This window comes from Acinetobacter sp. CAU_H_60 (assembly GCF_058599385.1).
This window is the reverse complement of the sequence record NZ_CM178653.1, coordinates 2,536,132-2,562,092: the sequence shown is the minus strand read 5'-3', so window position 1 is coordinate 2,562,092 and position 25,961 is coordinate 2,536,132. Positions and strand designations below refer to the sequence as shown.

Sequence of the window (25,961 nt, the reverse complement as noted above, 5' to 3'; positions counted from 1 at the left end):
TCGACAAGAATGACAAGTACAAATAAGCCGGAACACGAATCTTCGAAAGATTTGCCATTTGATGGCATCACCTTCGAGGTGGAAGAGGTAGAGCATACCCAGGAAGGGCAAAGAGTTAAGCGTCGAGGTATCTATCTGTGGCCTAACCTGATTACAACCGCTGCGTTGTTATCAGGCTTTTACTCGATTATTGCCAGTATGAATGGCGAATTTCAGCAAGCTATTTATGCCATTTTCTTGGCAGCTTTATTTGATGGTCTCGATGGTCGTGTGGCACGTGCGATTGGGGCACAAAGTCCATTCGGTGAACAGTTCGACTCACTATCCGATATGCTGGCATTTGGGGTGGCACCGGCTATTTTGATGTATAGCTGGGGATTAAGTGATTTAGGCCGTATCGGGCTGGCGGCTTGTTTTGTCTATACGGCTTGTGCAGCTTTCCGTCTAGCCCGCTTTAACGTTCAGATTGGAGTGGTGGACAAACGCTACTTTATTGGCGTTGCGAGTCCATTAGCAGCCGTCATTATTATTTCACTGGTCTGGGTAGGATTGGACTTCCCGGCTGTGTTTGATATTCGTGATTTTACTGTACAAATCATTAATGCTGCAATTATTGTAATCGTTGGCTTATTGATGATTTCTAATATCAAATACTATTCATTTAAAACCGTAGAGCGTAGACGGGTACCGTTTTTCGTGTTGCCGATCGCGGTGTTTATCTTTGCAGCGATGACTTATAATATTCCGGTAGGGATTCTCGTGATCTCTGTCATCTATGCCTTGTCTGGTTTCCTTACGACCTTTATGGCAAAAAGACAGAGTACCTTATAACAATATAAAAATAAGGAGTTTGAGATGCAGTTTCTTCAAGATTTTCTAGATCGTTCGAAACAGCTGAATCAGACTCCTGCTGTTTCCCAGCATAATCTTGCCTATCATGGGCCAAACCAGAAATATAAAATTATTCATCAGGGCCTGACACTTCCTGATCTACCTGCGCCACTCCATTATCTTAATTTTCTAAGTATTATTGGTCAGCCTAATGCTCCTATGTTGGCAAACCCGAGTGCCATTCAAACCAATGCATTGGATACAGCCACAGTAATCTGTAGCACCAGCCCGCATATGGCAGGACAATTAAATTGCTATTCAGTCAAAAAGGATTGCAAATTTCAGTATGGCCTGTTTCAGTTTCTGGATCGTGAAAAACTGACGGGCGACTTTCCGCATTTTCGTTTACAGCGTTTTGATTCTGAACTGAGCTTTGATCTCAGCATCCATACGACCAATCTGATTTCACACTTCACCCAAATGCGCTTTGCACTGGCTGATCATTGGTCTTTGCTCTGTTATTGTCAGGGTACCTTACATTATAAAGATCAGAAATACCTTATCGAGAGCTTAGGTAGTTTTGAATTTGCACGAAGCTTTAATTTTCCCTATTTGCCTTTAGCCTTTCTGACCTATCAGATTATTAACCTGAGTGAAGGACGGCAATTATTGCTGGCACAAATTCGGGATAGTCTGAACAGCATTGTGCAGTCACGCATCTATTTACGTGACCTGAAAAATATGACCAGTCAGATGTTCGACCAAAAGGTCTATTTCAAGGTGCATCGGGTTTATCCGAGTGTGACTACCCCTAATGGGCAAAAGATGTATCTGCCACGTGAGTTTGAATGGTGCTATGAAGATGGCAAAGGAATGCAGATCTGGCTGCAGGGACAAAGCCGGGGAGATTTTAAATTTGGCCTGGCTGCGGGTTATGTCGGAAGTTTTAATTACGAAGTCAGAATTAATGGCGAGACTGAGCATGGGGAAGGGGGCTACTGTGAATATATAGATTGCCGCTCCTTGCGCTTTCAGGAACACAATAAAAAAGAGAAATTATTAAGTACATTGGCCAATCCTGTACCTTTAATGCTCAAAAAATAGGGAAAATCGGCATTTTTGTAGAAATAATAATCAACTGAAGTATTTTCTTAAAAATAGGGGTTGCGCTTGTTTGGGATTGGTCTATAATGCACATCCATTGGCGGTGATGAAGATTAAAACTTCTGATAAAACAGTAACTTAGCATGAAATGGTTGAGTTAGGTTTTAGAAAGAAAGTTTAAAAATAATTTTCATTACTGGTTGACTTTCTAGAGATAGAGAGTAATATAGCCGACCTAGCTTGCTACTGACGAAGTAGCAAGAAGATCATTAAGAGATTATGAAGAACAACTTGTGTGGATTTTTACTGGTTGATTGATCGAAATTATTTTCATTGATTGAATGGTAGAAATTACTCGAAGTTTATTTGAGAAATATTTGTCAGAAAATTGATGAGCCAAGTTTAAGAACTTTACTTATAAAGTTCGAAATGATTTTAACTGAAGAGTTTGATCATGGCTCAGATTGAACGCTGGCGGCAGGCTTAACACATGCAAGTCGAGCGGGGATAGGGTGCTTGCACCTGATTCCTAGCGGCGGACGGGTGAGTAATGCTTAGGAATCTGCCTATTAGTGGGGGACAACGTTCCGAAAGGGACGCTAATACCGCATACGTCCTACGGGAGAAAGCAGGGGATCTTCGGACCTTGCGCTAATAGATGAGCCTAAGTCGGATTAGCTAGTTGGTGGGGTAAAGGCCTACCAAGGCGACGATCTGTAGCGGGTCTGAGAGGATGATCCGCCACACTGGGACTGAGACACGGCCCAGACTCCTACGGGAGGCAGCAGTGGGGAATATTGGACAATGGGGGCAACCCTGATCCAGCCATGCCGCGTGTGTGAAGAAGGCCTTTTGGTTGTAAAGCACTTTAAGCGAGGAGGAGGCTTACCTGGTTAATACCTGGGATAAGTGGACGTTACTCGCAGAATAAGCACCGGCTAACTCTGTGCCAGCAGCCGCGGTAATACAGAGGGTGCAAGCGTTAATCGGATTTACTGGGCGTAAAGCGCGCGTAGGTGGCTAATTAAGTCAAATGTGAAATCCCCGAGCTTAACTTGGGAATTGCATTCGATACTGGTTAGCTAGAGTATGGGAGAGGATGGTAGAATTCCAGGTGTAGCGGTGAAATGCGTAGAGATCTGGAGGAATACCGATGGCGAAGGCAGCCATCTGGCCTAATACTGACACTGAGGTGCGAAAGCATGGGGAGCAAACAGGATTAGATACCCTGGTAGTCCATGCCGTAAACGATGTCTACTAGCCGTTGGGGCCCTTGAGGCTTTAGTGGCGCAGCTAACGCGATAAGTAGACCGCCTGGGGAGTACGGTCGCAAGACTAAAACTCAAATGAATTGACGGGGGCCCGCACAAGCGGTGGAGCATGTGGTTTAATTCGATGCAACGCGAAGAACCTTACCTGGCCTTGACATACAGAGAACTTTCCAGAGATGGATTGGTGCCTTCGGGAACTCTGATACAGGTGCTGCATGGCTGTCGTCAGCTCGTGTCGTGAGATGTTGGGTTAAGTCCCGCAACGAGCGCAACCCTTTTCCTTATTTGCCAGCACTTCGGGTGGGAACTTTAAGGATACTGCCAGTGACAAACTGGAGGAAGGCGGGGACGACGTCAAGTCATCATGGCCCTTACGGCCAGGGCTACACACGTGCTACAATGGTCGGTACAAAGGGTTGCTACTGCGCGAGCAGATGCTAATCTCAAAAAGCCGATCGTAGTCCGGATCGCAGTCTGCAACTCGACTGCGTGAAGTCGGAATCGCTAGTAATCGCGGATCAGAATGCCGCGGTGAATACGTTCCCGGGCCTTGTACACACCGCCCGTCACACCATGGGAGTTTGTTGCACCAGAAGTAGGTAGTCTAACCTTAGGGAGGACGCTTACCACGGTGTGGCCGATGACTGGGGTGAAGTCGTAACAAGGTAGCCGTAGGGGAACCTGCGGCTGGATCACCTCCTTAACGAAAGATTGACGATTGGTAAGAATCCACAACAAGTTGTTCTTCATGACGATGTATCTGAGGGTCTGTAGCTCAGTTGGTTAGAGCACACGCTTGATAAGCGTGGGGTCACAAGTTCAAGTCTTGTCAGACCCACCATCTGCCAGAAAACAGAAAATCAGAACATTGACTTATTGATAAGCTGGGGACTTAGCTTAGTTGGTAGAGCGCCTGCTTTGCACGCAGGAGGTCAGGAGTTCGACTCTCCTAGTCTCCACCACGTATTCGTTCGAATACGTAATAAGCAAACGGTTTGATAGCTTATAGAGCTTAGTAAGAAAGCGGCGTATAATGCGCGGCATTGTTATTAATCTCTGTGATTTATCACAGTAATGCAGTCCGACGAGGATGCATTAAATCATTAACAGAATATATTTGAGTTGAAATAATTTGTTCATACTCATACAAGAGCGGAAACAGGAGATCGCGAGATTGATTGTTGAAGTGATTGAATGAGAACTAGCGAAATTAACTGAATCAAGCGTTTTGGTATATGAATCTAATTGAAGCTGTACAGTGATTAAGTTCACGAGATCGCAAACAACTATGTTGCTACACTGACTTGTAGGTGTAACGACTGTTTGGGGTTGTATAGTCAAGTAATTAAGTGCATGTGGTGGATGCCTTGGCAGTCAGAGGCGAAGAAAGACGTGATAGCCTGCGAAAAGCTCCGGGGAGGCGGCAAATATCCTGTGATCCGGAGATGTCTGAATGGGGAAACCCACCGGCTATAAGGTCGGTATCATAAACTGAATACATAGGTTTATGAGGCGAACGCGGAGAAGTGAAACATCTCAGTATCCGTAGGAAAAGAAATCAATTGAGATTCCCTCAGTAGCGGCGAGCGAAAGGGGAACAGCCCATTAAGTCATATCAGTTTTAGTGGAATGCTCTGGGAAGTGCAACCATAGTGGGTGATAGTCCTGTACACGAAAGGGCTGATATGATGATGTCGAGTAGGGCGAGGCACGTGAAACCTTGTCTGAATATAGGGGGACCATCCTCTAAGGCTAAATACTCCTGACTGACCGATAGTGAACCAGTACCGTGAGGGAAAGGCGAAAAGAACCCCTGTGAGGGGAGTGAAATAGATCCTGAAACCGCATGCATACAAGCAGTGGGAGCCACTTTGTGTGGTGACTGCGTACCTTTTGTATAATGGGTCAGCGACTTATATTCAGTAGCGAGGTTAACCGAATAGGGGAGCCGTAGAGAAATCGAGTCTTAATAGGGCGTTTAGTTGCTGGGTATAGACCCGAAACCGGGTGATCTATCCATGAGCAGGTTGAAGGTTGGGTAACACTAACTGGAGGACCGAACCCACTGTCGTTGAAAAGCCAGGGGATGACTTGTGGATAGGGGTGAAAGGCTAATCAAACTCGGTGATAGCTGGTTCTCCCCGAAAGCTATTTAGGTAGCGCCTCGGACGAATACCATTGGGGGTAGAGCACTGTTTCGGCTAGGGGGTCATCCCGACTTACCAAACCGATGCAAACTCCGAATACCAATGAGTACTATCCGGGAGACAGACTGCGGGTGCTAACGTCCGTAGTCAAGAGGAAAACAATCCAGACCGCCAGCTAAGGTCCCTAAATCATAGTTAAGTGGGAAACGATGTGGGAAGGCATAGACAGCTAGGAGGTTGGCTTAGAAGCAGCCACCCTTTAAAGAAAGCGTAATAGCTCACTAGTCGAGTCGGCCTGCGCGGAAGATGTAACGGGGCTAAAACTATGTACCGAAGCTGCGGATTTGCAATTTATTGCAAGTGGTAGGGGAGCGTTCTGTAAGCCGATGAAGGTGTGTTGAGAAGCATGCTGGAGGTATCAGAAGTGCGAATGCTGACGTGAGTAACGACAAAACGGGTGAAAAACCCGTTCGCTGAAAGACCAAGGGTTCCAGTCCAACGTTAATCGGGGCTGGGTGAGTCGACCCCTAAGGCGAGGCCGAGAGGCGTAGTCGATGGGAAATTGGTTAATATTCCAATACTTCAGTGTAATGCGATGAGAGGACGGAGAAGGTTAAGTCAGCCTGGCGTTGGTTGTCCAGGTGGAAGACAGTAGGCATGCATCTTAGGCAAATCCGGGGTGCTCTATGCTGAGAGTTGATAGCAAGCCAGTTTACTGGTGAAGTGGCTGATACCATACTTCCAGGAAAAGTCTCTAAGCTTCAGTTACACTGGAATCGTACCCGAAACCGACACAGGTGGTCAGGTCGAGTAGACCAAAGCGCTTGAGAGAACTCTGCTGAAGGAACTAGGCAAAATGGTACCGTAACTTCGGGAGAAGGTACGCTGTTGATGGTGATGGGACTTGCTCCTTGAGCTGTTGACAGCCTCAGAAACCAGGCCGCTGCAACTGTTTATTAAAAACATAGCACTCTGCAAACACGAAAGTGGACGTATAGGGTGTGATGCCTGCCCGGTGCTGGAAGGTTAATTGATGTGGTTAGCGCAAGCGAAGCTATTGATCGAAGCCCCAGTAAACGGCGGCCGTAACTATAACGGTCCTAAGGTAGCGAAATTCCTTGTCGGGTAAGTTCCGACCTGCACGAATGGCATAATGATGGCGGCGCTGTCTCCAGCAGAGGCTCAGTGAAATCGAATTCGCCGTGAAGATGCGGTGTACCCGCGGCTAGACGGAAAGACCCCGTGAACCTTTACTGCAGCTTGACATTGAACTTTGATCTTACTTGTGTAGGATAGGTGGGAGGCTTTGAAGTGGTGACGCTAGTTGCCATGGAGCCGTCCTTGAAATACCACCCTGGTAATATTGAGGTTCTAACTCTGCTCCCTGATCGGGAGCGAGGACCATGTCTGGTGGGTAGTTTGACTGGGGCGGTCTCCTCCTAAAGAGTAACGGAGGAGTACGAAGGTGCGCTCAGCGTGGTCGGAAATCACGCGTAGAGTATAAAGGCAAAAGCGCGCTTAACTGCGAGACCCACAAGTCGAGCAGGTACGAAAGTAGGTCTTAGTGATCCGGTGGTTCTGTATGGAAGGGCCATCGCTCAACGGATAAAAGGTACTCTGGGGATAACAGGCTGATACCGCCCAAGAGTTCATATCGACGGCGGTGTTTGGCACCTCGATGTCGGCTCATCTCATCCTGGGGCTGAAGCAGGTCCCAAGGGTATGGCTGTTCGCCATTTAAAGAGGTACGCGAGCTGGGTTTAGAACGTCGTGAGACAGTTCGGTCCCTATCTACCGTGGGCGCTGGAAATTTGAGAGGATCTGCTCCTAGTACGAGAGGACCAGAGTGGACGAACCTCTGGTGTACCGGTTGTGACGCCAGTCGCATCGCCGGGTAGCTATGTTCGGAAGGGATAACCGCTGAAAGCATCTAAGCGGGAAGCCTACCTCAAGATAAGATTTCCCCGAGACTTTATGTCTCCTAAAGAGCCGTTGAAGACTACGACGTTGATAGGTTGGATGTGGAAGTGCAGTGATGCATGAAGCTGACCAATACTAATTGCTCGTGAGGCTTGACTATACAACACCCAAGCAGTTGTATATAAAGCATCAATTGATTTCATATTGATCTAACGATCAGACGAAGCCTTGATTTAGTTAAGCTAATCGAACAAACTACTGCGACTCAGATACATCTGTTAATGCATTCTATTTGAAGAAAGCTAGGCAAACGAAGCGCAAGCAACGTAAATAAGACCATAGCGAGTAAGCATACCAGTTGTGCTGGCGACCATAGCAAGAGTGAACCACCTGATCCCTTCCCGAACTCAGAAGTGAAACCTCTTAGCGCTGATGGTAGTGTGGGGTCTCCCATGTGAGAGTAAGTCATCGCCAGCTCATTATTCCTAAACACCCTCAAGCCAAGGCTTGAGGGTGTTTTTTTATGGAAGAAATAAAATGGTTAGAGCTTTTTCTATTGATATTTTCTGATCTAAAAAATGAGTTAAAGAGTAACAAGGTGCAGCCAAAACTTCAGAGCTATTAGCTGCACCATATTGTTTGAAGTAATTAAATTTTATCTATCAATACTTCTTAAATATATTTAAAGAGCGTCAGTTATGTCCTGCTGATCAAACTGACGACGAGCATGTTTAAATGCTGTTCTTAGCCCTTCTTCTAAAGTCGGATGATAGTAAGGCTTTGCCAGAATCTGATGAATATCCTGCTCTGCATCAATCATCCAGGCTAGTATGTGTGCTAGATGTTCGGCTTGAGGGCAGAATAATTCAGCACCTAATAATTTTCCTGACATTTTATCTATATATACTTCAGCCCCACCTTTATTTTCTGAAAGAATTAACGCGCGTCCCTGTCTTTCATAAGATACAAAGCCTCTAATATATTCCGTATTTTTCTCTTCTAGCTGTTTGAAACTTTGTCCAATAATCGCCATTTCTGGTTGGCTAAATACGATTGCCAAAGGAGTTAGGGCAGAAATAGGCTGAACATCTGGAAAATTTAAGCAGTTCTGGACCACTTCTTTACCATTATGGGCAGCTTCATGTTGAATTGGGACATCAGGGGCTGCATCGCCAACAATAAAAATAGGCAAGTTTTCTAATTGCTTGGTTTTTTTATTAATAGGTAGCTTTTTAACATCTTGGAATTCAGGATTAATTTTTTCCAAACCTAATCGATCTAAATTAGAACTACGTCCAGTAGCTGAGAGTACATAATCTACTTCAAGACTTTGTTTTTGATCATTCTCTATATAGTCAATTTTTACCTGATCAGTAAGGAGTTTGACTTGATTAGGTAAAGTTTTAAATTTGATATCCAGCTCGTTATTTAATTGCTCTCTAACCAAAGCTTGTAGAGTTGGACTGGTGAGTGCACCTATTTTCTGACTACGAGCAAACATAGTAGTACGTACCCCTAAACGTTGCATGGCTTGAGCCAATTCAATTGCAATAACGCCACTACCAATCACTGCTAAGGATTTAGGTAGCTGTGTAAGTTCAAAGATTTCATCAGATGTCAGGAGTTTATCGCCTAGTTCATCTTTTAAGGTAGCATCAAAATTTGGTCGAGAGCCTACTGCAATAATAAAACTTTTAGCTTGATAAGATTTTCCTTTTACTTGGACTGTTTGAGCATTGGTAAATTTTGCGTGCCCTGATACCTTATGAGTTGAATCCCATTGTTCTACTTCTTTTAAAGTGGCCCGAATATAATGATCACGAAGCTTATGCAGGCGATCCATAACGGTGGAGGTATTTATTACGGCATCATGCTGTAATCCGAGATTTTCTGCAGTTTTAATATCATGCATACGGTTAGCAGAAGAAATCAGAAGCTTGCTCGGCATACAGCCTACACGAGCACATGTTGTATCCCATGAACCGGCATTAATAATTAAAATATTTTGGGTATATTTAATAGCTTCTTTATAAGCACTAATTCCTGCTGTGCCTGCACCGATAATGATTAAATCGTACATTTATTGCTCTTATCAAATTTATTTGATTATTATAAGCTAGCATACAAAACATTTGGCTTACCTTTATTTACATAAAAGCTCAACTGTGGTTACATAACGCATAATTAAATAAAGATTGATAACAAACTCTGAAGATAGAGGGACTTGGGGATTTAAATGATTAGTAAACAATTAAGTATGAAGTTATCTGCTCTTACTTTGTCATTAATGTTGGCCGGCTGTGGTGGTAGTGACGGATATTATAATAATGCCAATGGAAGCTCTTCGACAGGTGACGGCTCGACCGATGGAGGAACAGTAACAAATCCTGATGCAGTGCCGACTAATTATCATATTTTGATGAGCAGTGATAAACCTAAGTTATTAGTGACGGGTGATACAGTAGTCGTGACTGTTAAACTGGTCGATGTAAATGGTGGTGGTGTATCTGATCAGCCAGTAACTCTTGCAATTGAAAATACTCAATCAAATGGAATAACGATTGATGGTAGTTCAACAGTAACCACAGATTCGAATGGTAATGCTATTTTTAATTTATCATTAGATCCATCAAATATTTTAAATTCTCGCAATCTTATCGCTAATGGCGTTAATTTGAATGCTACTTTTAAAGACGGAACTGGAAAAATTACATCTCAAGCTAGAAAACTAGAGGTGATTGAATCTATTCCTACCTCTGAGGTTGCTCAGTATCATTTGGAAGTGACTTCTAATAAGCCTACTTTAGTTATTACCGGTGATAATGCAACTATTACAGTCAAAGCAATTGACGGTAATGGGGGGGGAGTTGCTAATCAAAATGTTACATTATCCGTAGTTGATACAAAAACTAATAAAGTTACTATTACTGGAAGCTCAGTTAAGCAAACTGACGCTGATGGAAATGCACAATTCAGTATTACTCTACCAAGGACAGAAAGTCCACTCGCTGACACACTTGTTAAATCGGGCATTATTTTAAATGCTACTATAACCAATGCAAATGAAAAATTAAGTGAACAAACACTTAAACTCAATGTGTCTAAAGGACAAATAGAGCAGCCAATAGGTAATATTACCTTTGGTAAATCTGGTGAATTACAAAAAACTGCAGATGCTTTATATTATAGAGAGGCCCTTTCAGCCCATGTGGTAGATATTTATGGTGTGCCACTTCCTAATTATCGTGTCACAATGAATATTGATTTGTTACGTGCAGGTCAAGGTTTCTTTATGACCAAAGCTCAATTAGAAAATATTAAAGTTGAACGTTTAGCTCCTGTTAAACAGACTTTAGTAAATCAAAATAATCAGGTACGTCAAGCTGAAGCTACTTTAGCTAGCTTACAAAGTGCTCCTGTTCAATCAAGTGAAATTACAAGTTTACGTTCTCAAATTTCAGCTAAACAAAGTGAAATTAGGACACAAAATTCACGATTAGCTACTGCACAAACAAATTTACAACTTGCTCAAGCTGATGAAGATGAAGCTAGTGCTAAGCAATATCAAAAACAAATTATTATGATTAATGGCACTATTAATCAATTAAATTTAGATATTGCAAGTCTTAATGCTGATTTAACAGCGGCAATGGAAGTCGCAACTGCTCAAAAACAGCAGCAAATTAATCAACAATCCAGCGTTGTAGCACAATTAAAAAATACTGCACAGGAAACCACTGATAAAATCAATGCTGTTGAAAGTTTAAAATTACCTGCACGTTTCCAGTCATATTGTGAAATTACTAATAAGTCTAATATTCAGTTAGCAACAGGATTTGTGGATCCAAATGGAAATATTAGTTCAACATTTACGTATACAACTGATGCTACCGGTAAATTCAATTTTAGTGTGCAGTATTTACGTCAATACGCAGGTTGGCAAACTGTCGAATTCAAAGCTAAGACAAATGTAAGCACTAAAGATTTAAATTCTAGCTTAGTATATACATTGGGATTATTAAAAGCTGATTTTGAATCTGAAGCTAGTCAGCCATTTGATGATAGTCCTTATGGACCCCCTACTTGTAATTCTACAGATCCTTTTACTGGACTCTTATAAAATAAAAAAACAGCGCTTCAGCGCTGTTTTTTTTGAGAACTTCTTTTTAAAAGTTAAATAGAAGTTCCCATACTGACACCCACAGTAGGCTTAAAATTCATTGAACTACAACCTATCAATGCAAGACTGCAACATATAACCAGTAAGAATTTATTCATAGATCAAGCTCTGACATTAAAAGGAAGGAGATGTTGACTAAAAGTACATTTCCCCTAAATACCTTAGTCATCCAGCAGATCCATCTGTTTCGCCAACTGATATAAATTATTGGAGCGATTTCCTGTACGGCAGAACATCAAGATCGGCTTTGGTAATTCGTTATAATGGTTAGCAAAGGTGCGCACATCAAGCTCGGTAATCTGGCCAGCAACTACTGGCTGGAAAACATAATCCAGACCTGCACTACGAGCAGCTTCCTCAATTTGTACGCTGGTTGGCTGTTCAGGGCCACCTTCCATATCTGGACGGTTATTGATAATTGATTTAAAACCTTTTTCAACTACTTGAGAGATATGTTCAGGACCAATTTGGCCAGCAAAGCCTACATTTTCGCTCATGATGTCACTCCATTATGTTATTTATCTTGATATGCTTTATGATAGCATTAAGCTGAAAACATGATGGCCTAGTTCTGAAAAATTTATAAACGATTACAACTATAAAATAACGCAATGGAGCGCGTATGTACGCCTATACAGTCGAACCACTGTATGTCAAAAGCGGTCAGGAAGTGATTGCTGCGGATTTCTATCGTCCTCAACAGATTGACAAACCAGCTGTGATCCTGATGGCTCATGGCCTAGCGGCTTTACGTCATTTTAAACTGGTGCAATATGCTCAGCGTTTTGCCAGTGCAGGTTATGCGGTGGTTCTGTTTGATTATCGCTATTGGGGAGGCAGTACCGGGCGTCCGCGTGAACTGGTATCGATCGGTGCTCAACTTGAAGACTGGCGTACAATGATCCAGCATTTGCAGGCACGTAAATCCATTGATGCTAAACGGATTGTGTTATGGGGAACAGCATTGAGTGGGGGGCATGTACTGACACTCGCTGCAGAACTAAAAAATATTCAGGCAGTAATGGTACAGGTGCCCTTCGTTGATGGTGCAGAAAGTGCCAAGCTTTATCCTTTGCAGCAATTGCCTAAAGCCCTGAAGATTTCCAGTCAGGATTATATGGGAGCAAAGGTCGGAATGGCTCCCAAGACTTTACCGGTGGTTGATCGTCACGAACTCTGTTTTATGCCGACACAAGACAGTTATGAAGGGTATCTATCCATTGTGAATCCAGATTATTACTGGAGTGGTCATATCCCGGCACGGGTATTCTTTAAACTGATGCGTTACCGTCCTATTCAGGAAGTCCGAAAAATCACTATTCCTGTCCTATTTATTGCAGCACAACAAGACAGCCTGATTCCCATTGAAGCCAGTCGGGAAACCGCAACCAATATTGCACCATTTGTACAATATCATGAGTGGAATATGCGGCATTTTGATATTTATCATGGTGAATGGTTTGAAAAAGCAGTCTCGACCCAATTAGAATTCTTACATCAACATATTGGAGTGCGCTAGATGATCATTGTATGCCCGAATTGCCAGGCTAAAAATCGTGTGCCTGAAGAAAAATTAACGGCCGATCCAGCATGTGGTCAGTGTCATCAAGCTTTAGTTCCATTAGCGCCGATTGAGCTAAATGAACAGAACTTTAGTCAGTTTGTCACCCATAGTGATCTTCCCATCCTGATTGATCTATGGGCAGACTGGTGTGGTCCATGTAAAATGATGGCACCGCATTTTGCTGCTGTAGCAAAAGAAAATCCACAAGTGGTATTTGCTAAAATTGATACCGAAGCCAATCCGCGATTAAGCTCAGCATTTAATGTACGTAGTATTCCGACGCTGGTTTTGATGAATAAAACCAATGAAATTGCTAGAATAAGCGGTGCATTACGTTCAAGCGAACTACAAAAGTGGCTTGATCAGCAGTTAAATAATGCTCAATCCTAATTTAAAAAGCCTGGAGTTCAAGTGACAGATTCTCATATTAAACCAGAGGGAGTACTTTCCCTGCAGACGATTGCAATGCCTGCGGATACCAACTGGAGTGGAGATGTATTTGGTGGCTGGATTGTTTCACAAATGGACTTGGCGGGAGCAATTCATGCAGAGCGCTTTAGTAAAGGACGCTGTGCAACGATTTCGATTAACCAGATGACCTTCCTGGTTCCTGTGAAAGTCGGCGATGTCATTAGCTGCTATACCAAAATTCTAAAAGTCGGTAATACTTCAATCCAGATGCAAATCGAAGTATGGGACAGTCATGATAACTCACGTGCACCTGTACGCGTGACTGAAGGGGTATTTACCTTTGTCGCAGTGGATGTCAAAGGCAATAAACGTCCAATTCCGGATGAAGCAAAACAGAAATTTGCAGAATCTCAGCAGAACTCATAATTCTTTAAATAAAAAATCCCAGATCAATGATCTGGGATTTTTTTTGTCTGTATTGAAATTAGCCTGGCTTCAACTGATTCTTGGCAATCCAAGCCCAGAGCATCTCGCATTGAATTGGTGCTTCACCAGATTCATCAGTTACGATTACTTGTACCAGTGTTTCACCTTTTTCTGAACTTTGCATCAATTGCTGCTGTTCAGGAGTCAACGTAGCCACCGCAGTCATGGCACCTTTGGTTGGACGCTTAAAGTCCACTTTTAGGCTTTTAATTAGAACCACTGCGCTATCAGGTACATTCATCGCAGTCACAAAGCCGGTTGCTGTTTCTGCCAGCAGTGCCATCGCACAGGCATGAATCTGACCGATATGGTTCTGCATGGCCTTATGATTGGCCATACTCACCACAACTTTGGATGCACTGACTTCCTGATAGCGAATCTTGGCAGAACCGACCATCGGAACCACTCGGCCAAAGGTCTTACTCAATAAAGCAGTACGTATACCTTGCGGTAATCTTGATGTCACATTGACCAGTTTGGTCAGTCGGTTGCTCTTTGCCATAATTCCATTTACAGACGTTGCTGCCTTAGTCTTTAAAGTTATTGAACTGTAAAGGCAGACCGAATTGTTGTTCTTTCAGGAATGCCATGACTTGTTGCAAGGTATCGCGTTTTTTATCAGTCACACGAATCTTGTCACCCTGAATTGAAGATTGCACTTTAATGCCGCTTTCTTTAATGGCCTTATTAATTTTTTTCGCCGTATCTGAGTCAAGGCCATCTTTAAGCTTGATCACTTGAACTACATTTTTGCCTGAAGCGGTCATTTTTTGTGGATCTAGTGCCTGAATATCCACTTTACGCTTGAAGAAATGGTTTTCCAGCATGGTATACACTTGCTCACATTGGAAATCACTTTCTGTGCTAATTTTGATTTCCTTGTTTTTTTCATTCAGTTCAATAGAAACATCCTGTCCACGGAAATCGAAGCGGGTTGCAATCTCTTTTTGGGTATTTTGAACTGCATGATTTACTTCAAAAATTTCTAATTCAGAAACAATATCGAAAGAAGGCATAGTTTAGACCTTTACAAAGGGAAAGAATATCTGAGATGCTAGGGATGTTTTCTTCATTTGCCAAGTGTTGTTTACATCAAAGGAGTGCGCAATGATCCGTAAACAAGAAATTACAACATTTGAGTTCCCAGAAAATGCTGTAATCTGGGATGTACGAGATGCAAGTGCTTATGCTGAAGCACACGTGAAAGGGGCGGTCAATCAGCCCATTAACGATCTTTCAGCAGATAGCCTGACTCAGGTGTCAGCGGATCAACCGATTTACATTTTATGTGGTGGTGGGAGTAAAGCTCCACGTGCAGCTGAAAAGTTAGAGGGTTTTGACAGCACACGTGAATATGTCATTCTGATGGGTGGTACTCGTGCTGCTCGTGATGCAGGTATGCCACTGGAACAAGGTGCATAATTGACCTTGTGAAAAAAAGCGCCGTCAGGCGCTTTTTTGTTGTCTAGATTTCTTCAAAGCCCCTTTTTTTAAAGAGGGGGTTAAACTCTTTCTAAAAATCTCTCCCTTGCGGAACAGTGTTCCTCACCCTTTATTAAAGGGAGGAGCTCTTTAATCTTGAGGCTTAAAATAAGGCTTCTTGGCTTTTACCTTCTTTTGAAAACGTGTCACGTCGAGTTTTTTTATCAAGTTTGAAGGTGCGGGGCAGGCTTCCCCTAAAATCTGGGCTGCCAGAATTTCACTACACAGTGGTGCGAACAGAAAACCTTTAGAGCCGAGACCCGCAAAACTGTAAACTTCTTGATCCACATTCATCTTACCGAGCAAGGGAAAATAATCCTGACTCTGTGCGCGTACCGCTGCTCGACCTTGCCAAGTTTCGGTAGATGGTAATAATTGTGCATATTCAGGAAAGACACTGTGGATAAGTTCATAATTATGCACATGATCTTCTACTAAGACTTCTGCATCATCCCGGCTTGGATAGAATGAAGCACCCAAAATCAGTTGTTCGGGATTGAGCTGCATACAGTAACCGCCGTAACTATAGGCTGTATCCTGATTTAAAGGCTGATCTTGATTATTGACCCAGCTGACCTGTCCGCGAATCGGTTTCAAGACTGGATAATTTTCAAAGAATTGCTGGGTATCACGTGCAGTACATACAACGATGTGATCAAACTTGCCTAAGAATTGCTGCTCTGCAAATAACTCAGGTTGAGTAGTAGTTTCAATACGGTTAATTTTAGCCTGTACATATTGAATAAGAGGATGCTGCAAAATTTCATCACGCAGTTGATGAGGTGAAACTGCGCCCGCTGCTAATAGTTTTAACGCTGGAAATTCAGTTTGAATCTCTTGGTCTGCGGCACTTTGAGCAGCAAGAATTTCTGCGGGATATTCATCTGCCAATCCTAAAAGCTGTTCAGGATTTTTTAAGGCAAGCTGATTGACCTGAATTGAGCGAAAAGCTTTAAATTTCTGATAATGATTTAAGGCATGCTGCCAAGCCACCGTCATCAGATGTTCAGCACTTTGCTCAACTGGACACAGTTTAGGATTGAGCAGGGCAAGGGGATTGCCGGAACCACCTGAAAGAGGCGCTGACTGGTCGTAAATCGTGACTTGATGACCACGCTGAGCGAATGCCCATGCTGCACTTAAACCTGCGATTCCAGCGCCAATCACAGCGATTTGACGAGGTCTGGTAGGACTCTCTAGGTCTGATTTAGTTTTTTTTTGAGTAATTTCTTGTTCTAAAGCCGTTTCACTGTCTTTATTTTCTTCAACAGAATTCCAGATCGCTTTCAGCATTTCACGTTTATGGCCAAATCCACGTGGACGGGAAATAGAGATTCCATGTCGTTTTAAACCACGCTTTAAGACACCCGCAACACTGAAAGAAGCAAAAGTCGTTCCGGTCTCGGATAAGCGCACGATATTATTTAAAACATTTTCTTCCCACATGTCCGGATTGCACGAAGGCGCGAAGCCATCCAGAAACCAGGCATTAACTGGTGCAGTTTTTTCAATGACAGGAAAGACATCATGTGCATCTCCCAGCCACAGATCTAGACTGAAACGCTCTTCAGGAAAGTTAAGACGATGACAACCAGCAATCGGCATTGGATACTGGGAGATGAGTTGATCTGCGAGTGGTTTCAATTCTGGCCAGGCATTTAAGGCGCGGATTAAATCTGCTTTAGAAAGTGGAAATTTTTCTACTGAAATCGCATGCAGATGACTTTGATTATCCGGACGAACCTGTTGCCAGAGCTGCCATAAAGCCAAAATATTCAGACCTGTACCGAAGCCCGTTTCACCTACACAAAAATATTCAAAAGGTTTTAATTCGGCAAGGCGGGTACTAAGGTCATTACCATTTAAAAAGACATGCCGGGTTTCCAGCAATCCATTGTCTTTGGAAAAATATACATCACCAAATTGCTTGGACACAGGCACATCAATGCCATCCACCAATTGCCAATCCAGATCGGCAGTTTGAATTGCATGCGACAAAACGGGTACAACCTTAAAGATATTTGGAAGGCTTATAGATTACCACTGACGGCGACGTTTGGTATAAACATAGCTTGCAATCAGAAAGCCAAGTAATACACCGACTGCCAAAGTTGCCGCGCCGTAGAGAAACATCTGGGCACTACGTTCACTTTGCAAGACCTGTACCTGAACCCCGAGATTGTCATTCTTGAGCTGCAATTCCTGATTTTGTGACAGGGCTTCCAGATTGGCTTTTTCCAGTTGCTGTAGACGCGTTGCCTGATCTTTGACTAAAGCTTTGACTTTGGCATCTTGCTGGGCTTTCTGCTTGGCAATTTCTTCTGCAGTGAGCGGTTTTTTTTCAGTTGGCTGAACTGTCTGAGCTGTTGTCGCAACTGCTGGAATAATTCCAGCCTGCTGTGCAGAAGCACCCTGAGCAGGTGCTTGTGTGGTAACAGCTTGAACAGGAGTAGCTGCTGGCTGTGTAGCCGGGGCAGCAACTTCAACAGCCCAGGCAGAAGGAATCATGAAACAAAAGCCAATGAAACTGGCGGTAACAGCGCGCATGAACCTTATCCTTTAGGAAATGCTTTGTTAAATGGCTTCACATCAATATGCGCGTATACGCCTTCTTTCAGGAATGGCTCATCCTGTAACCATGCATCCAGTGTTTCACGACTGTCAAAATCAACGATGATGGTACTGCCATAGAAACCGGCTTGAGGATTGGCTGGATCTTTAGGCATGGCACCTGCAACAATCAGACGTCCTTCAGCATCTAACTGTTCCAGACGTGCAAGATGTTGTGGACGAATCGCAAGGCGTTTTTCAACTGTACCTTCCCGGTCGGTACAGCTAACGACAAATAATGGCATGATGACTCTCTATCGTTTGTAGTTGGACTTATTCAGCTGTTCTAAAGTATTTGCGCAATACAATAAACTGAATAATGATAAAGGAAAACATCACAATCATGTCACCGAATGCAGTAAATTCGCCCCAATATTTTCCATCCATCCATAAATAGGCGAAGAAAGTATGCAGAAATGACATGAGAGTAAACATACCGACCCAGGCATAGTTTAATTTGAGCCAGCCTTTGGCACTCAAATTGAATACCGGTCCAAACAGACGCTGGATGAGTGGCTTCTTATCTTTGCTAAACCATGGCGATAACAGGAAGACACCAGCGAAAACCAGATTCAGTAATACAGCTTTAAGACGGATATAGAAATCGTCGCTGAGCATCAAGGTAATACCACCGAAGATCACCGTCATAAACAGAACGATCCATTGCTGTTTGTCCAGACGGAATTTTTGCATGACAAATAACGCACCATAGACCACCAGCATGGAAATGATCAGACCCGTAGTTGCAACGAGAATATTGTTATTGTCGACACCCCCCGCAGAACCGATCAATTGTAAAAGTTGATGGTCAGTGTCTTTTGGATCTACAGTTTTATATAAATAAAAGAAAATAATGAGTGGCACAAAGTCTAAAAGTGCTTTCATGTTAGAGTATCTAAATCTGATCAAATAAATGTCATAGTATAGAGATGCACGGCGTAGATTTACATACACATAGTAATATTTCTGATGGAACTTTGAGTCCTCAGCAATTGGTCGAAGCGGCTGCGGGCAAATTCATCCATACTTTGGCCCTAACTGATCATGACACCATGGACGGTTTGGAGCTGGCTGAAGAAGCTGCCAAAAATCATGAGATTAAGATAATTTCTGGAGTCGAGATTTCCAGCCAGTGGTCACGTCCAGCGACCAAGAAAAATTATGGTGTGCATATTGTGGCACTCAATGTTCAGAATCCTGAGCCGTTACAAAAAGCCCTCAATCAGCAGAAAATTATTCGTGCTGAACGCTCTAAGCAGATATGTGATCTTCTGGTTCCTTTAATTGGTCAGGATATTTATGCTGACGTGATTGCCAAAGTTGACAATATTCCTGATCGGGTTACCCGAACCCATATTGCCAAAACGCTGGTAGAAAAAGGCATTGTGACCCGTCCCCAACAGGCCTTTGATAAATACATCAAGGAAGGTAAAAAGGCCTATGTCAAATTTGATGGTCTGGGTCTGGAAGAAACCATTCAGGTGATTCATGACAGCGGTGGCTTTGCCGTGTTGGCGCATCCGACCCGTTATGATTTATCCGCGACTAATATTCGTTATTTGATCGAGATCTTCGCCAAGTTTGGTGGAGATGCAGTTGAGTTGCCACCCGCTATTGATCCAAGTTCAACCCGTCAGATGGTTGACCGGATGATTGCAGAGCAAGGACTTAAAGTTTCAATTGGCAGTGATTTTCATGGTGACCATATGCCCTGGATTAAACTGGGGAATGTGCCGAGCTTAAAACCAGGGCAGGTCGGGATTTGGGAGAGTTTTTGTTAATTCTAAATCTTGATGAATGGATCAGTTTTAAGATCTTGGGCGAATTTATACATCAAATGCAGAATGAGGACATTAACAAGTAATAAGGCCCATTCAGAAGTGATTAAAGTCATGATGACGATATACAGCATGATGGAAGTCAGGACTAAATTTCGATAAAAGTTTGGATGTTTTTTTGAAATGAACAGATGATCAATCTTGAGATCAAGTTTGAACTTACGATAGGCAATCACATCAATGCGTGAGGATAAGGCGAGTTCCAATTGTTTAAAGTATTTTGCATGAGAATGAATGAGATAAGTTTTACCATAACCTGTGGTTAACTGTAAGTCATGACTTTCTGGACAGGTTCTCAAGGCTTCTATGTGTGTAATTCGGGATAAGTCGAGCATAAGCGCCGATGGGATTTTTTCTAATCTCCCTAGTCCTCTTTGTGCTCCAACTTCTGTGCCAATGAATATTGAAAAATCATTATTTTGGGAAATTTCAAATAACTGGATGATTACATGAGAGCGTGTCAAAAAATGTATATCGATCAGTTGCCCAATCATCGCATCACTTAATTTGACTTGAAGTGTAAAAAAAGGCGAAAGATTAAAAACCTGTTTTAAATCTACATTAAACCAGATGCCTTGATCATGATTGGGCAGTTGTAATAATAACTGTGGCTGTTTCACCTGCCACCATTTTGCACGAATAGTACGTTGAGCCAGAATAATTGCTTGTGAATGTTGGACTGCTTGCTCAGTCATATCTTTTTTGAGTTGAGGATCGATCAAATATTTTTGTATAAAAAAAGGAAACTTTAAATTTATTCCTCGATCCTGAAACAGAAAGAGGGGAACACATAGACTAAATAAAATATGGAAAACAGGCCTACGTTGAAGATCGAGAAAAAGTTCTGATTGGACTAATGAACTCACTATAAAAGCCAAGATGGCACAAAGTAAAAATAGTGCTAAAGCCAACCATGGTCGAACAATGGGTTGAGGCACCGCTTGTTGAATTTTTTGTTTTAATTTCATATTTTTTTGAATTTTTAGATAAAAATTAGAACCTCAAAATGCTAATTCTGAGGCATTTATTTATAAATTATAGCAAATTATTATCTTGTGCCTGAATCGGTGGCGGTGTCGGTTTGCCCAGAGTGCCTAACAGTTCGATTTCAATGGTACGCACCATAGAATCAAGTGGTAAGTCATTGCTTTGGGTGCCAAAAGGCTCTTCGATTTCTGAACTTAAAGCGTCCAGTCCTAGGAAGGTATAAGCGAGAATGCCGACCAGAAAAGGAGTGAATAAACCTAATGTGGCACCAAGGCTAAACGGCAGAATAAAACAGAAGAAATAAACAGTACGGTTCAGCAGAACCGAATAAGCAAAAGGTAAGGGAGTTGTCGCAATCCGGTCACAACCTGTCTGCACAATACTGAGTTCTGCGACATGATTATTCATCTGCATATAAATGATGTCAGAGATTTCACCTTCTTTGAGAGCCTGCATCAGCTCCCATTGAATCAGGCTCAAGGTATATTGCGGTGCATTGGCCTGTTGATAGAGCTGGGTAATTGCCTGCTGGCTCATCCCACTGGTTTCCACCAGTTCAGTTGGATTGGCTGTCTGATGGCGTAGACGGTCACGCAGGACATTTGCGAAAACGATGACGTGCTGAATCACACGTTCACGACGGCCTTGAGACAACATCCGGCAGTCCCGGTCAAAATGACGTGCATTGGCAATCAGAATACCCCAGAGTTTACGTGCTTCCCACCAACGGTCGTAACAGGCAGTATTTTTAAATCCGAGAAAGATAGACAGTACTACGCCGATGAGGGTAAAGCCAACGAGAGGGAGTTCTGGAAAATGAAAGTAACCTACACGTGAAAAACCACCAATAATGGCTGAAATCAGCATGACCACGCCTAAAGGAGGTAAAACCTTAGGTAAAATCGTTCCTCGCCAGGAAAATAATAATTTAAAAACGTTCAGCTGGTCACGTACGATCATTTATTGGAATCATCACAATTTTTTTCATGATCTTCTTGAGTTGTAGCTGCTTTGTCAAGTGCTATTCCCCCTTAGACTTCAGGTTTGATGAGTTGCTGCTCAGCAAAGGAAAAACTGCCTTCCAGAGCAATGATGCAATGATCAATTAAACGGATATCGACCAGTCGACATGCCTGCTGAATCTGGCGGGTCAGATACAGGTCAGCTTTAGAAGGAGTGGCTTGGCCCAAGGGGTGATTATGCGCAATCACAATTGAAGTTGCCTGTTGGGTAATGGCATATCTGAGCAACTGATTAATTGAAATATCACATGCATTCACAGAGCCATAAAACAGCTTTTTAAATGCAATTTTCCTTAAACTGGCATCCAGACACAGGACCGCGAACACTTCCTGATTTTCACCCAGTAATTCGAAACGTAAATAATCTCGCAGCCGTTTTGAATTACTTAATTCTAAGGCATCCTGCTTAAGATGCTCGGCAATATAACGCCGTCCTAATTCTTTAACCGCCATCAGTTGGGTATATTTGCTAATACCCATGCCATGAAACTGGCTGACTTCCTGTAAAGGTGCATCGAGTAAAGCAGTTAAATGGCCAAAATGTTGAATCAGTAGCCGGGCTAATTCTACGGCCGAGTGCTGTTGTGAACCTGATCGGAGAAAAATGGCGAGTAGTTCTGCATCAGATAAACTTTCTGCTCCATATTGAATTAAACGTTCCCGCGGCCGTTCCAGCTCAGGCCAGTTTTTGATTGAAAATTGCATAGTTATTAGACTTATTTATTATGAATTATGAGTTTTCCCTGAAGCTGATCTCTTGGGAATGCAATTATTTAATGCTATTGTGAGCCCCACTGCAACAGAAAGGTAAGCTGTTCGTGAGCTTTGATCTAAGTGTAATTCCTCATAAAAATATCATTTTAGCAGTCACTGGCGGTATTGCTGCCTATAAAAGTGCCATTCTGGTTCGTCGTCTGAAAGATGCCGGGTTTAATGTGCGGGTTGTCATGACTCAAGGCGCACAGGCTTTCATTACTCCTTTGACCTTTCAAGCTTTGTCAGGCAATCCGGTACATACCGAGTTGCTGGATCCTGAAGCAGAAGCAGGCATGGGGCATATCGAGCTGGCACGTTGGGCTGATCTGTTATTGGTAGCGCCAGCCAGTTGCGACACGCTGGCAAAATTTGCTGCAGGTCTTGCAGATGATTTGCTCAGCACTTTGTATCTGGCAACCAATGCACCGGTCTGGGTAGCACCAGCTATGAACCAGCAGATGTGGGCTGCCAAAGCGACACAGCGTAATCTTGCGACTTTGATTGATGATGGCGTGCATGTGATTATGCCGGATGCCGGTTCACAAGCTTGTGGTGATGTAGGCTTGGGCCGTATGCCGGAACCGGAAGATCTGGCACGTCAGGTCACAGAGTATTTCCATAAAGCTCAGCGCGCGATTGCAGAAAAATTTGGCATGCTGGCGGGCAAGCAAGTCACGATTACAGCTGGTCCGACTCGTGAAGCGATTGACCCGGTACGTTATATTTCCAACCACAGTACCGGGAAAATGGGTTTTGCATTGGCAGCAGCCTGTTATGCGGCTGGAGCGAATGTCACCCTGATTGCTGGTCCAGTGAGCCTAGATACACCAAATGGCGTTAAACGTAAAAATGTTTCTTCGGCAGTGCAAATGCTGAATGAAAGTATGCAGATGCTGGAGCAGGGCTGTGACATCTTCATTGCGACCGCTGCAGTAGCTGATTATCGTGTCGCACAGGTAGCCGAGCATAAAATCAAGAAAGCAGGCGATGAGCTGAATGTCGCTTTAATAAAAAATCCGGATATTGTGGCAACCATTGCACAGCAGGAAAAACGTCCATTTATGGTAGGCTTTGCTGCAGAAACCCGTAATATTGAAGAATATGCAGCGGGCAAACTGGTGGCTAAAAAACTGGATATGATTGCCTGCAATGATGTTTCGCGTGCGGATATTGGCTTTGCATCCGATGAAAATGCCATGACGGTATTCTTTGCCGAACACTATCATCTGGATAAGCGTGATCTGGACAAGGCCTCTAAACAGGAAATTGCCCAGCAGTTGGTTGAAGCGATCCATGATGCCTTGCACCATGATCCTGCTGCAGAAGATGATTTTTAAGTTTTAAATGACGATTAAAGCCCTGACTGGTTCAGGGCTTTTTATTACCAGTTTTTTACTATTAAGTTAAAAAATCGGTATGACATAAAAATAAAAACGACTTTATAGACTAAGGATTTATTTATTCATTTATTTAAAAAAAGTATAAAATGGATCACAGAATAATCCAAAGATGAAAAGTTTTACACATCTGTAAAGCAGTGAGAGAACACAAGGGGGCGGGATGAAAAAAATCATAATGATATTGATGATCGCCTGTCTGGCTGGATGCAGCTATTTTGTATCAATTGATGAACTGGCCAGAAATATTCAAGGACAAATGCAGCAAGAATTTAATGCCAATCCGAATTATCAGCATTATCGTCTGACTGTGGTAAATGTAAAAATCCGCCATCGCAAAGGCAATGAGTTTGAAGCGGTTTCACATCTGAATTATCAGGGCAATGAATATCCCATTAACGTCAAAATTTCAAAGGTGAATGGTGGTTATAGCTGGGCTATTGAAGACGATGCTTTTGCCTTTATCGATGAAATCGAGATTGAAAAATATCGTCAGCAACTGGATCGTGAACTGGAACAGTTGGCCTCATCACTTGATGATCTGGAACCTGTGAATGAGCCTACCAGTATTGAGTTAGGGCCAGATGTCCGTCCAGTTACAGAACCTGTCCTGCAAGCGGCTTCCTATGATGAAGAACCGATTCCGGTGGGAAATATTACAGCCTATACCCACTAATTTTTATTTTAGGTCATTAAAAAGCACCGGATCTCGGTGCTTTTTGATTTTAAGGCTGAACTTGATGTTCACGCAGATAATCTTCAGTGCGCTGCATGGCTTCCTGAATATTCAATAATGCTGTTTCTACATCTTTTAGCGTTTTGGCATTGCCGCCACTTAAAGCCTGGCGCCATTTACGTGCACCTGGCAAGTTCTGAAATAAACCTAAAATATGACGGGTAATAATCGACAATGGTGCACCTTCAGCCATACGTTGGGCAATATAAGGCAGCATTTGTTGCATGATCTCAAAACGGTCTGGTGCTTCGAGATTCCATAGTTGACCCAGCTCAGCTAAAAGGTACGGGTTGTGATAGGCTTCGCGGCCAATCATCACGCCATCGACATGCTTGAGATGTTCAAGCGTTTCTGCATAAGTTTTAATTCCACCATTAATTTCAATGGTCAGTTCCGGACGGTCCTGCTTCAGACGGTAAACATCTTCATAGCGTAGTGGCGGAATTTCACGGTTTTCTTTAGGTGAAAGACCTTGGAGTAAAGCAATTCGGGCATGCACAATAAAGTTATCGCAACCGGTTTTGGCGACCGTATCCACAAAATGCAGCATCTCTTCATAAGAATGCATGTCATCAATACCAATGCGGTGTTTCACACTCACCGGAATATCAACGGCATTACGCATTGTATCAATACATTCTGCGACCAGATCAGGTTCGGCCATCAGGCAGGCACCGATTTTATTATTCTGTACCCGATCACTCGGACAGCCGACATTCAGGTTAACTTCGTTATATCCCCAGTCCTGAGCCATTTTAGTACAAGTTGCCAGATCTTGAGGATTTGAACCGCCGAGCTGTAACACAATTGGATGCTCTTCTTGATTGAAGTCCAGATGACGTTTGGCATCGCCATGAATGATGGCGCCTGTCGTCACCATCTCGGTATATAAAATGACATTTGGATTAAACAGGCGCGCAAAGAAACGATAATCTTTGGTGGTCCAGTCCATCATCGGCGCAACACTGATGCGAGGTTGAAGTTTGTTTTCAATGGTGCTGAGATCAGTCATTCAAAATCACGCCTTAAATGAAATGGAAGAGAAATAGCAGTACTAGAATAAGCAGGAGTTGCTGGAAATCTGCTCAAAAAAAAGCAGTACTACAAAAAGAGGGCGTAATACTAGCATAAAATTTGCATGACCAAAGGCTGAACTGCATGAGGATCTATAACTGTCATTCCAATAAAGATATTTAACAAGAGAAACTGTGGGAATTGA

General features: G+C 43.0%; 22 protein-coding genes, 2 tRNA genes and 3 rRNA genes. 15 read left to right on the top strand and 12 right to left on the bottom strand.

The window, feature by feature from the left end; translation table 11 throughout:
* The first annotated feature begins 9 nt into the window (after positions 1 to 9).
* The 7 genes from pssA (at position 10) to rrf (ending at position 7,750) form a co-directional block, all read left to right on the top strand.
* Positions 10 to 831 carry a CDP-diacylglycerol--serine O-phosphatidyltransferase gene (gene pssA, locus AC4MBN_RS12090; RefSeq protein ID WP_005233819.1) on the top strand — a complete coding sequence of 274 codons (822 nt, stop codon included), beginning with the start codon at positions 10 to 12 and terminating at the stop codon, positions 829 to 831.
* A gap of 24 nt (positions 832 to 855) precedes the next feature.
* Positions 856 to 1,935, top strand: a complete 1,080-nt coding sequence (locus tag AC4MBN_RS12085; RefSeq protein ID WP_491880273.1) for a DUF6670 family protein — start codon at positions 856 to 858, stop codon at positions 1,933 to 1,935.
* Positions 1,936 to 2,371: 436 nt separating this feature from the next.
* Positions 2,372 to 3,909 (top strand): 16S ribosomal RNA (locus AC4MBN_RS12080).
* A 61-nt stretch (positions 3,910 to 3,970) separates the two neighbouring features.
* Positions 3,971 to 4,047, top strand: a tRNA-Ile gene (locus AC4MBN_RS12075).
* A gap of 45 nt (positions 4,048 to 4,092) precedes the next feature.
* A tRNA-Ala gene (locus tag AC4MBN_RS12070) sits at positions 4,093 to 4,168 on the top strand.
* A gap of 373 nt (positions 4,169 to 4,541) precedes the next feature.
* Positions 4,542 to 7,433, top strand: a 23S ribosomal RNA gene (locus tag AC4MBN_RS12065).
* 202 nt (positions 7,434 to 7,635) lie between these two features.
* Positions 7,636 to 7,750 (top strand): 5S ribosomal RNA (rrf, locus tag AC4MBN_RS12060).
* Together the 16S, 23S and 5S rRNA genes with 2 tRNA genes alongside form the textbook arrangement of a ribosomal RNA operon.
* A gap of 205 nt (positions 7,751 to 7,955) precedes the next feature.
* Here the strand turns inward: rrf and AC4MBN_RS12055 are convergent.
* Positions 7,956 to 9,353 (bottom strand): dihydrolipoyl dehydrogenase, encoded by a 1,398-nt coding sequence (locus AC4MBN_RS12055; RefSeq protein WP_491880272.1) that lies wholly within the window; start codon positions 9,351 to 9,353, stop codon positions 7,956 to 7,958.
* A gap of 156 nt (positions 9,354 to 9,509) precedes the next feature.
* Between AC4MBN_RS12055 and AC4MBN_RS12050 the strand changes: the two genes are divergently transcribed.
* The gene (locus tag AC4MBN_RS12050) at positions 9,510 to 11,393 is read left to right on the top strand and encodes an Ig-like domain-containing protein (protein WP_491880271.1); all 1,884 of its coding nucleotides are present in this window, start codon (positions 9,510 to 9,512) and stop codon (positions 11,391 to 11,393) included.
* Between the two features lie 221 nt (positions 11,394 to 11,614).
* On the opposite strand, the gene AC4MBN_RS12045 is transcribed toward AC4MBN_RS12050, so the two are convergent.
* Complete coding sequence (locus AC4MBN_RS12045) at positions 11,615 to 11,950, bottom strand: protein tyrosine phosphatase family protein (protein WP_004783676.1); 336 nt, start codon at positions 11,948 to 11,950, stop codon at positions 11,615 to 11,617.
* Between the two features lie 125 nt (positions 11,951 to 12,075).
* Here AC4MBN_RS12045 and AC4MBN_RS12040 point away from each other — a divergent pair, with 125 nt between their 5' ends.
* The 3 genes from AC4MBN_RS12040 (at position 12,076) to AC4MBN_RS12030 (ending at position 13,854) form a co-directional block, all read left to right on the top strand.
* Positions 12,076 to 12,972, top strand: coding sequence for an alpha/beta hydrolase (locus AC4MBN_RS12040; RefSeq protein ID WP_034170861.1), 897 nt, complete (start codon positions 12,076 to 12,078; stop codon positions 12,970 to 12,972).
* Entirely contained in the window at positions 12,973 to 13,407 is a 435-nt protein-coding gene (trxC, locus tag AC4MBN_RS12035) for a thioredoxin TrxC (protein ID WP_004783672.1), read from the top strand.
* Positions 13,408 to 13,482: 75 nt separating this feature from the next.
* Positions 13,483 to 13,854, top strand: a complete 372-nt coding sequence (locus tag AC4MBN_RS12030; RefSeq protein ID WP_171523022.1) for an acyl-CoA thioesterase — start codon at positions 13,483 to 13,485, stop codon at positions 13,852 to 13,854.
* 58 nt (positions 13,855 to 13,912) lie between these two features.
* Here the strand turns inward: AC4MBN_RS12030 and AC4MBN_RS12025 are convergent, their stop codons facing one another.
* Together AC4MBN_RS12025 and AC4MBN_RS12020 are read right to left on the bottom strand one after the other, a co-directional pair.
* A complete protein-coding gene (locus AC4MBN_RS12025) occupies positions 13,913 to 14,416 on the bottom strand; it encodes a DUF4442 domain-containing protein (RefSeq protein WP_491880270.1) in 504 nt (167 codons plus the stop codon).
* A gap of 25 nt (positions 14,417 to 14,441) precedes the next feature.
* On the bottom strand, positions 14,442 to 14,930 hold the full coding sequence (locus AC4MBN_RS12020; RefSeq protein ID WP_004783667.1) for a YajQ family cyclic di-GMP-binding protein: 489 nt from the start codon (positions 14,928 to 14,930) through the stop codon (positions 14,442 to 14,444).
* 91 nt (positions 14,931 to 15,021) lie between these two features.
* Here AC4MBN_RS12020 and AC4MBN_RS12015 point away from each other — a divergent pair, with 91 nt between their 5' ends.
* Entirely contained in the window at positions 15,022 to 15,336 is a 315-nt protein-coding gene (locus tag AC4MBN_RS12015; RefSeq protein ID WP_179993326.1) for a rhodanese-like domain-containing protein, read from the top strand.
* 150 nt (positions 15,337 to 15,486) lie between these two features.
* On the opposite strand, the gene mnmC is transcribed toward AC4MBN_RS12015, so the two are convergent.
* From mnmC to AC4MBN_RS11995, 4 genes are read right to left on the bottom strand one after another with little or no spacing between them, the layout of a single operon-like run.
* The gene (gene mnmC, locus AC4MBN_RS12010; RefSeq protein ID WP_491880269.1) at positions 15,487 to 17,394 is read right to left on the bottom strand and encodes a bifunctional tRNA (5-methylaminomethyl-2-thiouridine)(34)-methyltransferase MnmC2/FAD-dependent 5-carboxymethylaminomethyl-2-thiouridine(34) oxidoreductase MnmC1; all 1,908 of its coding nucleotides are present in this window, start codon (positions 17,392 to 17,394) and stop codon (positions 15,487 to 15,489) included.
* Between the two features lie 39 nt (positions 17,395 to 17,433).
* Positions 17,434 to 17,943, bottom strand: coding sequence for an SH3 domain-containing protein (locus AC4MBN_RS12005; protein ID WP_419365681.1), 510 nt, complete (start codon positions 17,941 to 17,943; stop codon positions 17,434 to 17,436).
* A 5-nt stretch (positions 17,944 to 17,948) separates the two neighbouring features.
* Positions 17,949 to 18,251: a YciI family protein gene (locus AC4MBN_RS12000; protein WP_419365682.1), complete on the bottom strand. Its 303-nt coding sequence runs from the start codon at positions 18,249 to 18,251 to the stop codon at positions 17,949 to 17,951.
* 28 nt (positions 18,252 to 18,279) lie between these two features.
* Complete coding sequence (locus AC4MBN_RS11995; RefSeq protein ID WP_005233839.1) at positions 18,280 to 18,891, bottom strand: septation protein IspZ; 612 nt, start codon at positions 18,889 to 18,891, stop codon at positions 18,280 to 18,282.
* Positions 18,892 to 18,935: 44 nt separating this feature from the next.
* On the opposite strand from AC4MBN_RS11995, the gene AC4MBN_RS11990 reads away from it, so the two are divergent.
* Positions 18,936 to 19,787 (top strand): PHP domain-containing protein, encoded by an 852-nt coding sequence (locus tag AC4MBN_RS11990; protein ID WP_419365683.1) that lies wholly within the window; start codon positions 18,936 to 18,938, stop codon positions 19,785 to 19,787.
* Between the two features lie 2 nt (positions 19,788 to 19,789).
* Here AC4MBN_RS11990 and AC4MBN_RS11985 read toward each other — a convergent pair whose 3' ends face one another.
* The 3 genes from AC4MBN_RS11985 to radC all read right to left on the bottom strand — a co-directional run bounded on the left by AC4MBN_RS11985 (position 19,790) and on the right by radC (position 22,558).
* Complete coding sequence (locus tag AC4MBN_RS11985) at positions 19,790 to 20,812, bottom strand: hypothetical protein (protein WP_159123092.1); 1,023 nt, start codon at positions 20,810 to 20,812, stop codon at positions 19,790 to 19,792.
* Positions 20,813 to 20,879: 67 nt separating this feature from the next.
* Positions 20,880 to 21,791, bottom strand: a complete 912-nt coding sequence (locus AC4MBN_RS11980) for a bestrophin family protein (RefSeq protein ID WP_491880268.1) — start codon at positions 21,789 to 21,791, stop codon at positions 20,880 to 20,882.
* A 71-nt stretch (positions 21,792 to 21,862) separates the two neighbouring features.
* Complete coding sequence (gene radC, locus AC4MBN_RS11975) at positions 21,863 to 22,558, bottom strand: RadC family protein (protein WP_312331443.1); 696 nt, start codon at positions 22,556 to 22,558, stop codon at positions 21,863 to 21,865.
* 113 nt (positions 22,559 to 22,671) lie between these two features.
* On the opposite strand from radC, the gene coaBC reads away from it, so the two are divergent.
* Both coaBC and AC4MBN_RS11965 read left to right on the top strand, forming a co-directional pair.
* On the top strand, positions 22,672 to 23,946 hold the full coding sequence (gene coaBC / locus AC4MBN_RS11970) for a bifunctional phosphopantothenoylcysteine decarboxylase/phosphopantothenate--cysteine ligase CoaBC (RefSeq protein ID WP_180017757.1): 1,275 nt from the start codon (positions 22,672 to 22,674) through the stop codon (positions 23,944 to 23,946).
* Between the two features lie 223 nt (positions 23,947 to 24,169).
* A complete protein-coding gene (locus AC4MBN_RS11965) occupies positions 24,170 to 24,682 on the top strand; it encodes a hypothetical protein (protein WP_004783647.1) in 513 nt (170 codons plus the stop codon).
* Between the two features lie 49 nt (positions 24,683 to 24,731).
* Here AC4MBN_RS11965 and dusA read toward each other — a convergent pair whose 3' ends face one another.
* Positions 24,732 to 25,754 carry a tRNA dihydrouridine(20/20a) synthase DusA gene (dusA, locus tag AC4MBN_RS11960; protein WP_419375147.1) on the bottom strand — a complete coding sequence of 341 codons (1,023 nt, stop codon included), beginning with the start codon at positions 25,752 to 25,754 and terminating at the stop codon, positions 24,732 to 24,734.
* Between the last annotated feature and the right edge of the window lie 207 nt (positions 25,755 to 25,961).

What these genes read in the sequence shown, in the direction of transcription:
- AC4MBN_RS12005 (WP_419365681.1), bottom strand. Translation starts at nt 17,943, where the DNA reads ATGCGCGCTGTTACCGCCAGTTTCATTGGCTTTTGTTTCATGATTCCT.
- AC4MBN_RS12085 (WP_491880273.1), top strand. Translation starts at nt 856, where the DNA reads ATGCAGTTTCTTCAAGATTTTCTAGATCGTTCGAAACAGCTGAATCAG.
- AC4MBN_RS12025 (WP_491880270.1), bottom strand. Translation starts at nt 14,416, where the DNA reads ATGGCAAAGAGCAACCGACTGACCAAACTGGTCAATGTGACATCAAGA.
- AC4MBN_RS12040 (WP_034170861.1), top strand. Translation starts at nt 12,076, where the DNA reads ATGTACGCCTATACAGTCGAACCACTGTATGTCAAAAGCGGTCAGGAA.
- dusA (WP_419375147.1), bottom strand. Translation starts at nt 25,754, where the DNA reads ATGACTGATCTCAGCACCATTGAAAACAAACTTCAACCTCGCATCAGT.
- AC4MBN_RS11985 (WP_159123092.1), bottom strand. Translation starts at nt 20,812, where the DNA reads ATGAAATTAAAACAAAAAATTCAACAAGCGGTGCCTCAACCCATTGTT.
- AC4MBN_RS11980 (WP_491880268.1), bottom strand. Translation starts at nt 21,791, where the DNA reads ATGATCGTACGTGACCAGCTGAACGTTTTTAAATTATTATTTTCCTGG.
- AC4MBN_RS12055 (WP_491880272.1), bottom strand. Translation starts at nt 9,353, where the DNA reads ATGTACGATTTAATCATTATCGGTGCAGGCACAGCAGGAATTAGTGCT.
- AC4MBN_RS11990 (WP_419365683.1), top strand. Translation starts at nt 18,936, where the DNA reads ATGCACGGCGTAGATTTACATACACATAGTAATATTTCTGATGGAACT.
- AC4MBN_RS12000 (WP_419365682.1), bottom strand. Translation starts at nt 18,251, where the DNA reads ATGCCATTATTTGTCGTTAGCTGTACCGACCGGGAAGGTACAGTTGAA.
- trxC (WP_004783672.1), top strand. Translation starts at nt 12,973, where the DNA reads ATGATCATTGTATGCCCGAATTGCCAGGCTAAAAATCGTGTGCCTGAA.
- AC4MBN_RS12050 (WP_491880271.1), top strand. Translation starts at nt 9,510, where the DNA reads ATGATTAGTAAACAATTAAGTATGAAGTTATCTGCTCTTACTTTGTCA.
- AC4MBN_RS11965 (WP_004783647.1), top strand. Translation starts at nt 24,170, where the DNA reads ATGAAAAAAATCATAATGATATTGATGATCGCCTGTCTGGCTGGATGC.
- radC (WP_312331443.1), bottom strand. Translation starts at nt 22,558, where the DNA reads ATGCAATTTTCAATCAAAAACTGGCCTGAGCTGGAACGGCCGCGGGAA.
- AC4MBN_RS12045 (WP_004783676.1), bottom strand. Translation starts at nt 11,950, where the DNA reads ATGAGCGAAAATGTAGGCTTTGCTGGCCAAATTGGTCCTGAACATATC.
- AC4MBN_RS12015 (WP_179993326.1), top strand. Translation starts at nt 15,022, where the DNA reads ATGATCCGTAAACAAGAAATTACAACATTTGAGTTCCCAGAAAATGCT.
- AC4MBN_RS12030 (WP_171523022.1), top strand. Translation starts at nt 13,483, where the DNA reads ATGCCTGCGGATACCAACTGGAGTGGAGATGTATTTGGTGGCTGGATT.
- AC4MBN_RS11995 (WP_005233839.1), bottom strand. Translation starts at nt 18,891, where the DNA reads ATGAAAGCACTTTTAGACTTTGTGCCACTCATTATTTTCTTTTATTTA.
- AC4MBN_RS12020 (WP_004783667.1), bottom strand. Translation starts at nt 14,930, where the DNA reads ATGCCTTCTTTCGATATTGTTTCTGAATTAGAAATTTTTGAAGTAAAT.
- pssA (WP_005233819.1), top strand. Translation starts at nt 10, where the DNA reads ATGACAAGTACAAATAAGCCGGAACACGAATCTTCGAAAGATTTGCCA.